General features: G+C 39.7%; 18 protein-coding genes. 11 read left to right on the plus strand and 7 right to left on the minus strand.

Annotated features, from left to right (window positions below; genetic code table 11):
• Positions 1-143 precede the first annotated feature (143 nt).
• From yjfP to moaD, 5 genes are all read left to right on the plus strand, one after another.
• The gene (gene yjfP / locus ACZ42C_RS01335; protein WP_461180225.1) at positions 144-905 is read left to right on the plus strand and encodes an esterase; all 762 of its coding nucleotides are present in this window, start codon (positions 144-146) and stop codon (positions 903-905) included.
• Positions 906-979: 74 nt separating this feature from the next.
• On the plus strand, positions 980-1291 hold the full coding sequence (locus ACZ42C_RS01340) for a metal-sulfur cluster assembly factor (RefSeq protein WP_461180224.1): 312 nt from the start codon (positions 980-982) through the stop codon (positions 1289-1291).
• A gap of 153 nt (positions 1292-1444) precedes the next feature.
• Positions 1445-1972 (plus strand): molybdopterin-guanine dinucleotide biosynthesis protein B, encoded by a 528-nt coding sequence (gene mobB / locus ACZ42C_RS01345; protein WP_461180223.1) that lies wholly within the window; start codon positions 1445-1447, stop codon positions 1970-1972.
• Positions 1973-1988: 16 nt separating this feature from the next.
• Positions 1989-2462 (plus strand): molybdenum cofactor biosynthesis protein MoaE, encoded by a 474-nt coding sequence (locus ACZ42C_RS01350; RefSeq protein ID WP_461180222.1) that lies wholly within the window; start codon positions 1989-1991, stop codon positions 2460-2462.
• On the plus strand, positions 2455-2688 hold the full coding sequence (moaD, locus tag ACZ42C_RS01355) for a molybdopterin converting factor subunit 1 (protein WP_461180221.1): 234 nt from the start codon (positions 2455-2457) through the stop codon (positions 2686-2688). The genes ACZ42C_RS01350 and moaD overlap by 8 nt, the downstream gene beginning before the upstream one ends.
• A 162-nt stretch (positions 2689-2850) precedes the next feature.
• Here moaD and ACZ42C_RS01360 read toward each other — a convergent pair whose 3' ends face one another.
• From ACZ42C_RS01360 to ACZ42C_RS01380, 5 genes are all read right to left on the minus strand, one after another.
• The gene (locus tag ACZ42C_RS01360; protein ID WP_461180220.1) at positions 2851-3153 is read right to left on the minus strand and encodes a metal-sulfur cluster assembly factor; all 303 of its coding nucleotides are present in this window, start codon (positions 3151-3153) and stop codon (positions 2851-2853) included.
• A gap of 12 nt (positions 3154-3165) precedes the next feature.
• Complete coding sequence (locus ACZ42C_RS01365; protein ID WP_461180219.1) at positions 3166-4410, minus strand: hypothetical protein; 1245 nt, start codon at positions 4408-4410, stop codon at positions 3166-3168.
• A 2-nt stretch (positions 4411-4412) separates the two neighbouring features.
• Positions 4413-4628, minus strand: coding sequence for a DUF2249 domain-containing protein (locus ACZ42C_RS01370; protein WP_461180218.1), 216 nt, complete (start codon positions 4626-4628; stop codon positions 4413-4415).
• Positions 4628-4873 carry a DUF2249 domain-containing protein gene (locus ACZ42C_RS01375; RefSeq protein WP_461180217.1) on the minus strand — a complete coding sequence of 82 codons (246 nt, stop codon included), beginning with the start codon at positions 4871-4873 and terminating at the stop codon, positions 4628-4630. The genes ACZ42C_RS01370 and ACZ42C_RS01375 overlap by 1 nt, the downstream gene beginning before the upstream one ends.
• Positions 4874-5073: 200 nt before the next feature.
• Entirely contained in the window at positions 5074-5772 is a 699-nt protein-coding gene (locus ACZ42C_RS01380) for a Crp/Fnr family transcriptional regulator (protein ID WP_461180216.1), read from the minus strand.
• A gap of 256 nt (positions 5773-6028) precedes the next feature.
• Here ACZ42C_RS01380 and ACZ42C_RS01385 point away from each other — a divergent pair, with 256 nt between their 5' ends.
• Complete coding sequence (locus ACZ42C_RS01385) at positions 6029-6262, plus strand: DUF2249 domain-containing protein (protein WP_461180295.1); 234 nt, start codon at positions 6029-6031, stop codon at positions 6260-6262.
• Positions 6263-6489: 227 nt separating this feature from the next.
• Positions 6490-7623: a TIGR04053 family radical SAM/SPASM domain-containing protein gene (locus tag ACZ42C_RS01390; protein WP_461180215.1), complete on the plus strand. Its 1134-nt coding sequence runs from the start codon at positions 6490-6492 to the stop codon at positions 7621-7623.
• A 247-nt stretch (positions 7624-7870) separates the two neighbouring features.
• On the opposite strand, the gene ACZ42C_RS01395 is transcribed toward ACZ42C_RS01390, so the two are convergent.
• A complete protein-coding gene (locus ACZ42C_RS01395) occupies positions 7871-8683 on the minus strand; it encodes an undecaprenyl-diphosphate phosphatase (protein WP_461180294.1) in 813 nt (270 codons plus the stop codon).
• Between the two features lie 101 nt (positions 8684-8784).
• On the opposite strand from ACZ42C_RS01395, the gene ACZ42C_RS01400 reads away from it, so the two are divergent.
• Positions 8785-9123, plus strand: coding sequence for a hypothetical protein (locus tag ACZ42C_RS01400; protein ID WP_461180214.1), 339 nt, complete (start codon positions 8785-8787; stop codon positions 9121-9123).
• A gap of 143 nt (positions 9124-9266) precedes the next feature.
• On the opposite strand, the gene ACZ42C_RS01405 is transcribed toward ACZ42C_RS01400, so the two are convergent.
• Positions 9267-9446: a DUF2929 family protein gene (locus ACZ42C_RS01405; protein WP_461180213.1), complete on the minus strand. Its 180-nt coding sequence runs from the start codon at positions 9444-9446 to the stop codon at positions 9267-9269.
• Positions 9447-9668: 222 nt separating this feature from the next.
• On the opposite strand from ACZ42C_RS01405, the gene ACZ42C_RS01410 reads away from it, so the two are divergent.
• The 3 genes from ACZ42C_RS01410 to ACZ42C_RS01420 all read left to right on the plus strand — a co-directional run bounded on the left by ACZ42C_RS01410 (position 9669) and on the right by ACZ42C_RS01420 (position 12379).
• Positions 9669-10271 carry a hypothetical protein gene (locus ACZ42C_RS01410; protein ID WP_461180212.1) on the plus strand — a complete coding sequence of 201 codons (603 nt, stop codon included), beginning with the start codon at positions 9669-9671 and terminating at the stop codon, positions 10269-10271.
• Between the two features lie 84 nt (positions 10272-10355).
• The gene (locus ACZ42C_RS01415; RefSeq protein WP_461180211.1) at positions 10356-11309 is read left to right on the plus strand and encodes a BMP family ABC transporter substrate-binding protein; all 954 of its coding nucleotides are present in this window, start codon (positions 10356-10358) and stop codon (positions 11307-11309) included.
• A 131-nt stretch (positions 11310-11440) separates the two neighbouring features.
• Positions 11441-12379 carry a beta-ketoacyl-ACP synthase III gene (locus ACZ42C_RS01420; protein WP_461180210.1) on the plus strand — a complete coding sequence of 313 codons (939 nt, stop codon included), beginning with the start codon at positions 11441-11443 and terminating at the stop codon, positions 12377-12379.
• Positions 12380-12460 lie beyond the last annotated feature (81 nt).

Below are 12460 nucleotides of genomic sequence, written 5' to 3' on the forward strand. Positions count from 1 at the left end.
TATAGGTGGATGCTTGTAATGTAAAGTAAATTTTCCTTTACAGGTTTGCAAAATGGTTGAAAAAGGAATAAATAAGTTGAAGTGAAATGGGAAAAGAGATACGATTTTTTATATGTGATAAAAGTGAACAAAGGAGTAAAAAGATGATCGGTATATTTGAACAGCAACTAAATGAGATTCCCGTATTACATGTAGTGGAAGCTGCTAAAGAAAAGGATGCATTGCCAACGGTCATTTATTTTCATGGATTTACGAGTGCCAAGGAGCATAATCTTCCACTAGCTTATTTACTGGCTGAGAAGGGGTGCAGAGTAATTTTGCCCGACAGCCAATATCATGGGGCAAGAGAGATGGATGTTTCTTCGGAAAAAAAACAGGTTTCCTTCTGGGATATCGTTATGAATAATGTCGTGGAACTTGAAGGTATGAAGAAAGAACTGGATGAAAAGGGATTAATAATGGATGATCGTATTGGTATCGCTGGAACGAGCATGGGAGGCATTACTACATCCGCTGCTCTCACACAATATTCATGGATTAAGACAGCAGCCATTCTCATGGGCTCCCCAAAAATAACGACCTATGCAAAGACATTGGTTGACAGCTTTAAGAAAACAGGGAACCTGCCCGTAACGGATGAAATGATTGAGGAATTATATGAAAAACTGCAGCAGTATGATTTGTCTCTGCAACCGGAAAAGCTGGAAAACAGGCCATTATTATTTTGGCATGGAGAAAATGATGCTGTGGTTCCATTTGACCATTCTTATACATTTTATGAAGATGTCTCCAGGCAATATAAGAACAAAGAAGATATCTCCTTTATCAAGGAAGCCAATCAGGATCATAAAGTAAGCAGAAATGCGATACTGAAAACGATAAAGTGGTTTGAAAAACACCTGTAAGTGTGAGTAATATCATTTAAAAAATGGAGAAAATATGTTTAAATGTAAGTAGGATCAAGAAGGAGGGATGATCAATGGACGAAGCGTTAAAAGAAAATCTGATGGGTGCCCTTGAAAACGTAATTGACCCCGAATTGGGTATTGATATCGTTAACCTGGGTTTAATATATGATGTAGACTTAGATGATAATGGACTTTGTACCGTGACCATGACATTAACTGCCATGGGATGCCCGTTGGCAGGCCATATTGAGCAGGATGTCCGTCACGCACTTGCTGATATTCCGGAAGTAAAAGAAATAGAAGTAAACATTGTGTGGGATCCGCCTTGGGGAAAGGAAAAGATGTCCCGCTACGCCAAAATTGCTTTAGGTATACCGGATTAATAGGTAAAAGGTTAATTCATACAGAATGAATTAACCTTTTTTAGCACGCATAAAGTTTTAGAGTGGGGGTCTGACCCCCGCCCCGCTAACGCGTTAACGCTTTAATGTGTTAGTGCAGCGGGGGTCTGACCCCCTGAAAAATGAGGGATGAATATGCAAGGAGAGCATCCTTTTTCTATTTGCCAGATTGTTGGGTATAAGAATACAGGAAAAACAGCTGTAATGGAAAAGCTGATCCGTTACTTTACCGCCATGAATAAGCAGACCGCAACGTTAAAGCATCATGGGCATGGTGGGGAGCCAAAAAAAGTAAAGGGAACAGACAGCTACAGACATTTACAGGCAGGTGCCCAAATCAGTGCGGTGCAGGGAGAAAACCAGCTGCAGCTGACAGTGGCGGATACATCGGATTATACGTTGGATGAGCTACTTTCTTTATACGCTTTTATGCCGATTGATATCCTTCTTCTGGAAGGCTTTAAACAGGCAGGTTTCCCAAAAATAATTATAATTAAAAATGAAGAAGATCTCGCTCTATTAAAACTATCCCATATTATGGCAGTTATTTCCTGGGATGAAAACATTCCGCTGCCTGCCGATAAAAAAATTTTCCTGATGAATGAGTTGGATGAAAAGCTGCCGGAAATCTCCGCTTTTATTTTAGGGATGGAAGGGAAATAAGGGGGATACATAGCGCATGACCAAAAATTTTTGGATTACAGAAGCACCGATAGAAATGAATGATGTGGTGGAAAAAGTAACGAGAAGAGAAGCGGGAGCCATAAGTACGTTTATTGGAACGGTGCGTGAATTCACTCATGGAAAAAAGACGTTGTATTTGGAATATCAGGCGTATAAACCGATGGCAGAAAAAAAACTGGCACAGATCGGAGAAGAAATAGAAAGAAAATGGGGGAACACAGCCTGTGCGATTGCCCATCGGGTCGGCAGGCTGGATATTTCGGATACCGCGGTAGTAATCGCCGTCTCGACCCCTCATCGTAAAAATGCATTTGAAGCAAGCAGCTATGCGATTGAACGCATTAAGGAAATCGTGCCGATATGGAAAAAAGAACATTGGGAAGACGGAGAATTATGGATCGGGGATCAGTTGGAAAAAACATCATATAAAGAAAAATTGCCCAGGGAGGAGGAGATGTTGGATGATTGATGTCTTGTTCTTTGCAGAATTGCAGGAAGCAGTTGGAAAGGATAAGCTTTCATTGGATGTGGAAAACATTACAGTAAATGAATTGAAGTCTACCTGGCTGGAGAAGTATCAATCTGAGAATCTGGATAAGGCAATGATTGCGGTGAATGAAGAATATGCGGGAGAGGAAACTGTTTTGGAAAGCGGGGATGTCGTAGCATTTATCCCACCTGTCAGCGGGGGTTAAAATAAAGAAGCTTCCGTATTGTATAGTTTCAATGTTCGGAACCATATAGGCCCCGGCGACATACGTAGTTCCCTTTCCAGCCGGATGACGGAATTGTACCCGAAGTGAAAGTGCAGTATGCTGCCGGGGCGGACATATCAAATTATATGCCTTTGCATCCGATCAGCCAAACCCAAGCATTTCTTTTGCTTTATCACTCATTTTCCCCGGATTCCATGCAGGCTCCCATACGAGATCCACAATGACCTCACCGACCTCTTCCACTTGGGAAACACGGTATTTTACACCGTTTATAATACTGTCATGCATGGGACAACCCGGTGTCGTAAGCGTCATTTTTATCAGTACATCGTTATCTTCATAGACACCTATACCATATATAAGCCCCAAATCCATAATATTAATTCCCAGCTCGGGATCAATGACTTCAAACAAAGCTGCTCCAACCTTTGTTTCCAATGACATTTTAACACCTCTCTATTTTACTAAAACCCTTATAATGGACAAGACATAAGCAAGGGTTGTGATTGCCAGGAAACCCTGGAAAATATACACCATGTAGCCGATTTGCCACAGTGCTCCTGCAGTGAGTCCAAGGACACTGACAATAAAACCGATAAAAAGATAAACACTTAATGTTTCGTTAATCATATCTTTCAGGGTTGGAACTTTTTCTTTACCGATCCGTTCCGAATATTTATGAGTCCACCATAAAAACGGTACTATTTTATATAAGTAACCAAGAATACTGAAGACAATCCATCCCATTATATAAAGAAAGATTAACCAGCTCCATACATTTTCATTGCTGATGTCCATTAAATTCATGAAGAGTGCCAGAAAGTGAATAACGAGTCCGTTTCCGATCGCGAATAGGGAAAAGGTAAATGGCTTGTCCAATTTTTTCTTCACTCTTTTTTCAAGAATTTCCTTTATATCAAGCACGAAAAATCCAAATCCCAAAAATAAAAGAAGCCATCCGATCGTATCAACGTATGGAAAAGTGATCCAAAAGGAAATAATTAATACAATTAACCCACCAATATACGTAATAAAAGCAGGCTTTGCCCATTTCATGGAATATCCATGTGAAAGGCTGAACATGGGTACAAGTTTATAAGAAAAACCAAAAATCAATAAACTGAACCATCCAGCAACTCCCAATACAATGTGGGAGTGGAGAATTAACTCGTGATTGGCAATCCCTCCATAGGCAATGTTCCACGCCAGAAAGAACCCTGCTGCAATGGTAAGAAAGAAGCTTGAAATCGCCGCAAGCACGAAATAAGTCATTACAGTTTTCTTTTCCTGTTTAAGGATTGTTTTTCCCATTTGCAGGATGAACAGCAGAATACCAAGGATAGCCAGAATTCCGCCATATATAGCATATTGCGGCGTTGTTCCTAATAATATGGAAAATAATGTAACTCCTATAATGGTAATAATGAGCTGTACAAAGCCTAATTTCTGGCTCCAGATGGGGGTTAAAAAGGCAACAGGTACAAGCTGGTACATCGCTCCCATAGCAATCATTGCCGCATAACCAAGCAGAAGAAAGTGAGCTCCCATCCATATTTCCGGAAAGCGAAATTGTCCTGCCGTTAATAAATCACTGTTTAAAAAGAGAATCCATTGGGATGCCGTAAGAGCTAAAAGAGCATATAATATGAATCCAAGCGGCAGCTTAATGTTTGTTTCTGTTTTAAAACCTGCTCCTAACATTTTTACTCACCGGTTTTGGTAATATTTATTTTGTAGCTTCCATCATCCTGTGGCTCCGTTTCATGATGGTAGCCCAATGCATCCAGCTCTTCATATAAAAACATCGGTCTTCGATCATTTATGATGGAAAGGGATTCCCCTGAATTCATTTTTTCCAGTGCCTTTAATGTGCGCATCATTGGCTGAGGAGGTTCCAGCCCACGGTTATCAATAATCATTATTCTTTTTCCTCCTTTTTCGTATAGGTCACTTTCCAGTGCTTTTTTTCTACTTTAACTGCCTCATTTTGAAAACCTCTTCGTTTTAAAACTTTATGCAAGGGAACAGGATTAAACGGAGCATGTAAAATAAACGCCTGTCCTTCTTTTAAATCTTTAACAGTGCCCATAATCTTATCAAAAGGCTCTTTTTTTAAGCGTAAATCTTCTCGTACATCCAATTCCACAAACGATTGGTCATTCATTCCATTCCCTCCTAAAAATAAAGATTAATTATATGATAATCATTTTCGGGAACAGAGTAAGTGACCAATGTCACAAATATTTTAAAAAAGTGAAGAGAAACAGGGTGGTTTGCGTAACTGTGCAAGTGAGGAGAGAAGAGGTTGTTTTAAAAAAAAAACAAAAAAAGTGACCAAATGATGGCCACTCCACAAGTTGTTCTTTAGAATAATTCATCTTCCAATGCATCGTTATCCAATACAATAAAACCTTGTTTATTTGTTTCAATTAATTTCTTCTTTTTCAGCTGTGTTAACGTTCTGCTGACAGTTTCACGGCTGGAACCAATCATGTTTGCCAGCTCCCTGTTTGTGAACTGGGACTTAATCACCGTTTTAAAATCATCTGCTTCTTCACCATAATTTTTTGCAAGCCGCAAAAGCAGCATAATAATTTGTTCATATGTGTTATGCAGGATTTTTTCCTGCAGCCTGCTTTGCAGATCAACGATTTTGTCACCAAGCACACGGAAAAGCTTTATACATATTTCAGGATGGGTGATGAGAAAGTTTTCAAATGACTGAATAGGAATAAATATGAGCTCAGAATCCTCTGTTACCTGTGAGTGGGCAGGATAATCATCCTGTCTGAAAAAACCCTGATGCGGAAACATATCCCCGGCCTGCAGAATATTTACGATCTGTTCTTTTCCATGTATATCGGTTTTATATATTTTTACTTTGCCTTTATATATAAAGTAAACTCTGTCTAACGGGTCTCCCTGCATAAAAATATGGGAGCCGGAACGATAAGTACGATTTTTTGCAATTTCAAGAATCGGTTCCATTTCAAAATCACTCAATCCTTTAAACAAAGGAAAGGACTGCAATAATTCCTGGGTCGATTGCATATGCAAGTTCATTTTAAAGCTCCTTTCCGATAAAGGCTTTATAATGAATGGCTGGTTCATAAATAAATCCTTTTTTCTTATAGTTGTATTGAATCGCTAACTCTATTTTAGTTTATCATTTTCCCAGGAATAATTTTAGTAAAAGGTTATGTTAAGTGATAAAAATCATACATTAATGGTGCTCTTTATCACTGAGTTTCTCATTAAATCATCTTATGATGGTAGTGTAAATGAAAATACGTCATGAGGAGGGTTCATAATGAGCGAAATGCAATTTGCTGCGAAAGTTCATGCACCTGACATAGAACCGAGAATCAGACACCCGAGAATCTTTGAAGTATTTGACGGGTTGGATGCCGGTGAGTATATGCAGCTGACCAATGACCATGATCCAAAGCCGCTTCAGTACCAGTTTATGATGGAGCGCGGTGAAGATACATTTTCCTGGGAATATGTAGAAGAAGGTCCAGATCTTTGGAAAGTTATCATCGGAAAAAAGTAAATAAAAAACTAAGAAGGTTCTGATTTATGAGGGTCAGAACCTTTATTTTTATATCTGTGCGGGAAGTGGCTTTGAAAATGCCGCCCATAAGTACATATAGAAAGCTAATCTGTATTTATGTGTCGAATTTTTGAAATATGTACAAACTGTGAGAAACATCACACCTTTATTAATTGATTAGGCGTAAAGTTGGGTTATAGCGTATAAGCTTGAAAAGGAGTGGTAACATGTTTCCTAAGGATTATAATGAAAATCCTTTTATCGTTATTTGGGAACTCACTCGAGCGTGTGAGTTGAAATGTCTGCATTGCCGGGCGGAGGCGCAATACCACCGACACCCGCTGGAGCTTTCATTTGAAGAAGGAAAGAAATTGATTGATGATATTTATGAAATGGATAATCCAATGCTTGTGTTTACAGGCGGTGATCCATTAATGCGTCCGGACGTTTTTGATATAGCGGAATATGCAGTGAAAAAAGGTGTTCGTGTGTCGATGACCCCTTCTGCAACTCCGAACGTCACGAAAGAAGCGATGGAAAAAGCAAAAGATGTTGGTCTGTCCAGATGGGCTTTCAGTATAGATGGACATTGTGCAGAAGTTCATGATCACTTCCGTGGAACTTCCGGTTCTTTTGATTTAACAATGAATGCAATTAATTATTTGCATGAACTGGAAATGCCGTTACAGGTAAATACGGTTATCTCCCGTTATAACTATGAATACCTGGATGAGATGGCGGAAATGGTGGAAAAACTCGGTGTTGTATTATGGAGTGTCTTTTTCCTTGTTCCTACAGGTCGGGGGAAAGAATCGGATATGATTTCTCCGGCTGAACATGAAAAAGTACTGCGCTGGCTGTATAAGCTTTCAAAAAGAGTTCCATTTGACATTAAAACAACCGCTGCACAGCATTACCGCCGTGTCGTTATTCAAAATAAGATACGGGAGAATAAAGGTAAAAGCAATAAGGATGAGATTTTCTACGAAGATGCCCTCATGAAAGGCGATACAGGTAAAATTGACGGACTGGGCCGCGCACCAAAAGGGGTAAATGACGGGAACGGTTTTGTATTTATCTCCCATACCGGTGATGTATATCCAAGTGGCCTGTTGCCGATTAAAGCAGGAAATGTAAGACAAACACCGTTGGCAACGATTTATCGTGAATCCGAGGTGTTTCAAAATCTTAGAAACCCGGATAAATATAAAGGAAAATGCGGTATTTGTGAATTCAGACATGTATGCGGAGGTTCCCGATCACGGGCCTATAACGTAACCGGTGATTATATGGAGAGTGAACCGTATTGCGTGTATATACCCAGAGCGATGAGGCAGAAGAAGAAATCGGCAAAAGCATAGTTCGACCTATATATACAGCGTGGCATTTTACATTAAATTGCCACGCTGTTTTTATCGTGGAGACGGATAGAAAGTTTGATTCATCCAAATTGTACAGGCGGATCCTGCCGGCATTTGGATTTGCTGCCGAAATACCGACAATAGGAGGTATAGGAAACAAAATTTGGTAAATGTCCCTGATAGCTATCCTGCTGCATTAAAACAAAAAATCCCCCATCCAACGATGAGGGGACATAGAAAATAGCATTTACATAAATAAAATAACAAGAAAACCGACGATGAAACAATAGAAAGCAAAATATTTCAGATCACCTCTCTTCATCACGTTAATAAACCATTTTAAAGCAAAATAGGATGCAATAATGGACGCGATGAATGCGATGGCGTAGGGAATCATCAATGTATCAAAGTCAGGATCCCGAATGATGTCAGTGACAGAGAGTACGGTGATCCCCAAACTTACCGGTATATAAAGCAGGAAGGAAAATCGCAATGCGGTTTCCTGTTTCATGCCCAGAAGCATGGCTGCCACAATGGTTGCACCGGAACGACTGATTCCGGGGATTAAAGCAACTGACTGTGCAAACCCAATAATGACGGCATCCTTCACTGTTAAATCCCCATCATTTTTCCTTCCGCGCAGGTTGCGGATCATCCATAATGCTGCGCCGGTAATAAGCAGGGTATACCCGACTGTTGCCACACCGCTCAGATTATCACTGATGACATCCTCAAAAAGCAAGCCAAGTATTCCTGTTGGGATGGTGGCGACCACCAAAAATACGACAAATTGAAAATCATCCTTAGTGGAATCTTCTTTTTTTACTATGTATAACAGGCCGTTTTGAATAAGCCGGATAATATCTTTTCTATAAATGATCAAAACAGCAATGAGGGAGCCGAAGTTTACCAATATTTCAAAAGACAAACCATCAGCCACCAATCCAAAAAGATCCTGGAGAATAACCAAATGCCCGCTGGAGGAAATAGGAATTGGTTCCGTAAAACCCTGAAAGAGCCCCAATACTAAGTATCTAAGCAACGTCCATAATTCATTCATCATTTCCATGAATTTCTCACCTTCTTCAAGTTATGAACAGTAAATTAAGTCACCAACCCATTTATAAATGAATAGTCTAGTTGGTGAGGGAGTTGATAATATTGAATGCCAATTATAGTAAAATGTATCAACTATGCAAAGAACATATGCATGGATATGTTCTTGCCGAATTGGTGGATGGTACGAAAGTAGATGGAATCATTACAGGACTCGATGATGAATATGTATATATGGCAATACCATTGGAACATCATGAGCAGCACCGCAACCAGGTCGATCCATATGAAAATTCATCCGGACAGCGATATGGTTTCCCGGGATATGGACCAGGCTTTGCACCCGGGCCAGGATTCGGTTACGGCTATCCGCCGCTCCGCTTTCGCAGGATGGTGCTTCCATTGGCTGCACTTATTGCACTCACTGCTTTACCATGGTATTAAAGTCAAGCATCATTTATGATTACTTGTCCTGGTCAGATTGTACGGCATCTTATTTCGAGATTTTTCCTTGGTTAGAACAAAACCCTTGCCCGTTTAAATCCTTAAAGGCAAGGGTTGATTGCATATCAAAATTATCTTTTCTATTAATTCTCTTTCTCGTCCCCTAACACACCGTCGCCAAGCCAGAATACCGACAGGCTGATAATGATGATAAATGCAATTGTAGCAGAGACATTGAACGGTTCTGCGGCCATACTTGATAGTACATAAGACAGTACAACGCCTAATAATAATGCCCAAATGATTGTCATTACATAACGCATACATTTACACCTCTATTTTTATCAAAAAATCCATTAATCACACATAAACCAGTTTATCAAACTGAAGGTAAAAAGAAAAGCATTTATTTCCTGTTTGAATGAGAATCAACCTTTTTTATCTCTAGAAGTGGCCGGCTCGGCCGAAACTTCATATTCTTATAGGAACGCTTTGGAGAAAGGAAGACAACCAGCAGGGAAATCTGTAAATGGGGGAATTTTGCAATGACTTATTTAGTAAATAATTGTAATCATTGGATCAGCTATCATATGATTGATGCGCTTTTAAATAATGGGCAAAAAGTAGAAGGTTTAAAAAATGGGGAGAAAAATGACCATTTACTCCTGTATTTTGGCAGGAACAGTAATTTTTCCATTGCAGAGGATTATAAAACAAAAAAATACCAGCGTGTGATCTCTCTAAATTCCCCGTTGTCGGGAATAAAGGCAGAGCACGTGCTTGTAATTAATCCCGATGATCATGAAAAAGCAGACGGTATATCCTATATCAAGGTCCCGCTGTTGTTCGGGGAATGGATGCCGATGAATAAACAAGGGATGTATGTTGACGAGACGTTTATCTCTTTTGATTCGGAAAGTTTTTTAGCAAATGCCATGTATATAAAAGATTTTACAAAAGCAATGATCGAATGGATCGACTCGGAAAACAAAAGCTTAAAACAGGGGGAAATAGCAAAAAAAGCGGAAAATCAAAGGTTAAGACTTGAAAGTTTCATCCATCTTCGTGACAATGATGCTGTGAAGAAACAAATAGCACAAGTAATTGAGCATTATACCATATATAAAGAAATGTACAATTGCAGGTAAAATGTAACAATAATTCCATTTAACTTTACTTTGATCTCGGTATAAAATAAAACATAACAACATGATTGGTGTGGAGGTGCTATAGTGAAAAGCATTTTAACAATTATTGGAGTAAGCATTTTTATAATTACAATGACAGGCTGTACGGAACGTCAAAATGACATTCAGAATGTAGGGATGCTTATCGATAGCACCATCGAGGATCTGCCATGGGGGGAAAAAGGATATGCCGGACTGACTGCAATCGGTGAAACCTACAATGTAAATGTATTTTATGAAGAAAACGTTTTGACAAAGCAGGAAATCATTCGTGCAGTGGATGAATTTGTATACGATGGTGTAAACTTAATTTTTGGGCACAGCAGTATATATGGCCGGCATTTTGCTGAAATTGCCGAGGATTATCCTGAAGTACATTTTGTCTATTTTAATGGCGGTTATTTTGCAGAGAACGTAACCAGCTTAAATTTTAACTCTCATGCGATGGGGTTTTTCGCAGGTATGACCGCAGGTGAAATGACGTCAACCGATCAGGTTGGAATTGTTGCTGCATTTGAATGGCAGCCAGAAATTGAGGGTTTCTATGAAGGCGTTATCTATCAAAACCCTTCCGCAGAAATAAACATGGAAATCATTAATGACTGGAATGATGCCCAATCAGCTGTGGATATTTATGAAAACATGAAAAATGAACAAGTGGATGTATTTTTTCCGACTGGAGATATATTCAGCAGGACGATCATTCAGCAGGCCAGTAAAGACAATCTATATTCCGTTGGATATGTCGAGGATCAATCAGCTATTGGAGGAGACAAGGTTTTAACAAGTACAATCCAACATGTGGACAAGCTCTATGAAATAACCGCGGAAGAGTTCAATAACGGAGATTTAAACGGCACAATTAAAACATTTGATTTTCAGGATGATATTATTTCTATGGGTGAGTTCAGTCCGAATGTCCCGGGTGATTTTCAGGATATGATGGAAGAAGCGGTGGCTGATTACATGGAGACCGGACTGCTTCCAAATGAAAGGTGAAAGAAATCGAATTGATACGGACGGGGATAAGATTTCAGCAAAGCCTTGAAAAGAGGAGAAAGATACATTAAAATTAGTACCAAGTCATAATAATTGATAATAACATTACGTGATTAAGAGGAGATGGAAATATGCAAGTAGGTGTATTAGGTACTGGCCATTATGTCCCATCGAAGGTAGTGACCAATAAAGACTTGGAAAAAATAGTTGATACCACCGATGAATGGATCAGGACAAGAACCGGGATTGAAGAGAGAAGGTTTGCCGATGACGAGGTAACTACTTCGGATATGGCGTTTCATGCTGCCCGGCAGGCATTGGAAGATTCGGCTATTGCTGCAGAGGATATTGATTTAATACTGGTTGCCACTGTGACACCTGATACTGCATTTCCATCTGTAGCTTGTATCATACAGGATAGACTGGGAGCAAATAATGCTGCAGCCATGGATGTTGGTGCTGCTTGTGCCGGATTTATGTATGCCATGGTTACCGCCAAGCAGTTTATTGAAACAAAGGCTTACAAGCATGTGCTGGTAGTAGGGGCAGAAAAACTGTCTCCAATTTTAAACTGGGAAGACCGATCCACTTGTGTGCTCTTGGGAGATGGTGCAGGTGCCGTTGTAATGAGTGAAGTTTCGGAGGATAGAGGCATATTATCCTTTGAACTGGGCGCAAAAGGGTCCGGAGGCAAAGACTTATTTCAAAATAAAGAAGGATATTTTGAGATGAACGGTCGTGAAGTATTCAAATTTGCGGTAAGGCAAATGCCGGAGTCAACCGTCCATGTGATAGAAAAGGCAGGCTATTCCAAAGAAGATGTTGATTTTCTTGTTCCGCACCAGGCCAATATACGAATTATGGAAGCAGCCAGAGAGCGACTTGGCATTTCCAAAGACAGAATGGCAGTGACCATTAATAAATATGGAAATAATTCTTCTGCTTCTATACCTATGGCTTTATCGCAGTCTGTAAAAGATGGTAAAATAAAAGATAATGATTATATTGTATTAGTTGGATTCGGAGGCGGCTTGACATGGGGTGCAGTTTCCATGCGCTGGGGAAGATAACGAAGAGTTTTCATTTTCATATTAAAATAGAATGTGATTTTCTATGCACGGATGATCCATTCCCCTGCAAATGTAAAAGCC

The organism is Virgibacillus kimchii (assembly GCF_055379185.1).

What these genes read in the sequence shown, in the direction of transcription:
- yjfP (WP_461180225.1), top strand. Translation starts at nt 144, where the DNA reads ATGATCGGTATATTTGAACAGCAACTAAATGAGATTCCCGTATTACAT.
- ACZ42C_RS01340 (WP_461180224.1), top strand. Translation starts at nt 980, where the DNA reads ATGGACGAAGCGTTAAAAGAAAATCTGATGGGTGCCCTTGAAAACGTA.
- mobB (WP_461180223.1), top strand. Translation starts at nt 1,445, where the DNA reads ATGCAAGGAGAGCATCCTTTTTCTATTTGCCAGATTGTTGGGTATAAG.
- ACZ42C_RS01350 (WP_461180222.1), top strand. Translation starts at nt 1,989, where the DNA reads ATGACCAAAAATTTTTGGATTACAGAAGCACCGATAGAAATGAATGAT.
- moaD (WP_461180221.1), top strand. Translation starts at nt 2,455, where the DNA reads ATGATTGATGTCTTGTTCTTTGCAGAATTGCAGGAAGCAGTTGGAAAG.
- ACZ42C_RS01360 (WP_461180220.1), bottom strand. Translation starts at nt 3,153, where the DNA reads ATGTCATTGGAAACAAAGGTTGGAGCAGCTTTGTTTGAAGTCATTGAT.
- ACZ42C_RS01365 (WP_461180219.1), bottom strand. Translation starts at nt 4,410, where the DNA reads ATGTTAGGAGCAGGTTTTAAAACAGAAACAAACATTAAGCTGCCGCTT.
- ACZ42C_RS01370 (WP_461180218.1), bottom strand. Translation starts at nt 4,628, where the DNA reads ATGATTATTGATAACCGTGGGCTGGAACCTCCTCAGCCAATGATGCGC.
- ACZ42C_RS01375 (WP_461180217.1), bottom strand. Translation starts at nt 4,873, where the DNA reads ATGAATGACCAATCGTTTGTGGAATTGGATGTACGAGAAGATTTACGC.
- ACZ42C_RS01380 (WP_461180216.1), bottom strand. Translation starts at nt 5,772, where the DNA reads ATGAACTTGCATATGCAATCGACCCAGGAATTATTGCAGTCCTTTCCT.
- ACZ42C_RS01385 (WP_461180295.1), top strand. Translation starts at nt 6,029, where the DNA reads ATGCAATTTGCTGCGAAAGTTCATGCACCTGACATAGAACCGAGAATC.
- ACZ42C_RS01390 (WP_461180215.1), top strand. Translation starts at nt 6,490, where the DNA reads ATGTTTCCTAAGGATTATAATGAAAATCCTTTTATCGTTATTTGGGAA.
- ACZ42C_RS01395 (WP_461180294.1), bottom strand. Translation starts at nt 8,683, where the DNA reads ATGAATGAATTATGGACGTTGCTTAGATACTTAGTATTGGGGCTCTTT.
- ACZ42C_RS01405 (WP_461180213.1), bottom strand. Translation starts at nt 9,446, where the DNA reads ATGCGTTATGTAATGACAATCATTTGGGCATTATTATTAGGCGTTGTA.
- ACZ42C_RS01410 (WP_461180212.1), top strand. Translation starts at nt 9,669, where the DNA reads ATGACTTATTTAGTAAATAATTGTAATCATTGGATCAGCTATCATATG.
- ACZ42C_RS01420 (WP_461180210.1), top strand. Translation starts at nt 11,441, where the DNA reads ATGCAAGTAGGTGTATTAGGTACTGGCCATTATGTCCCATCGAAGGTA.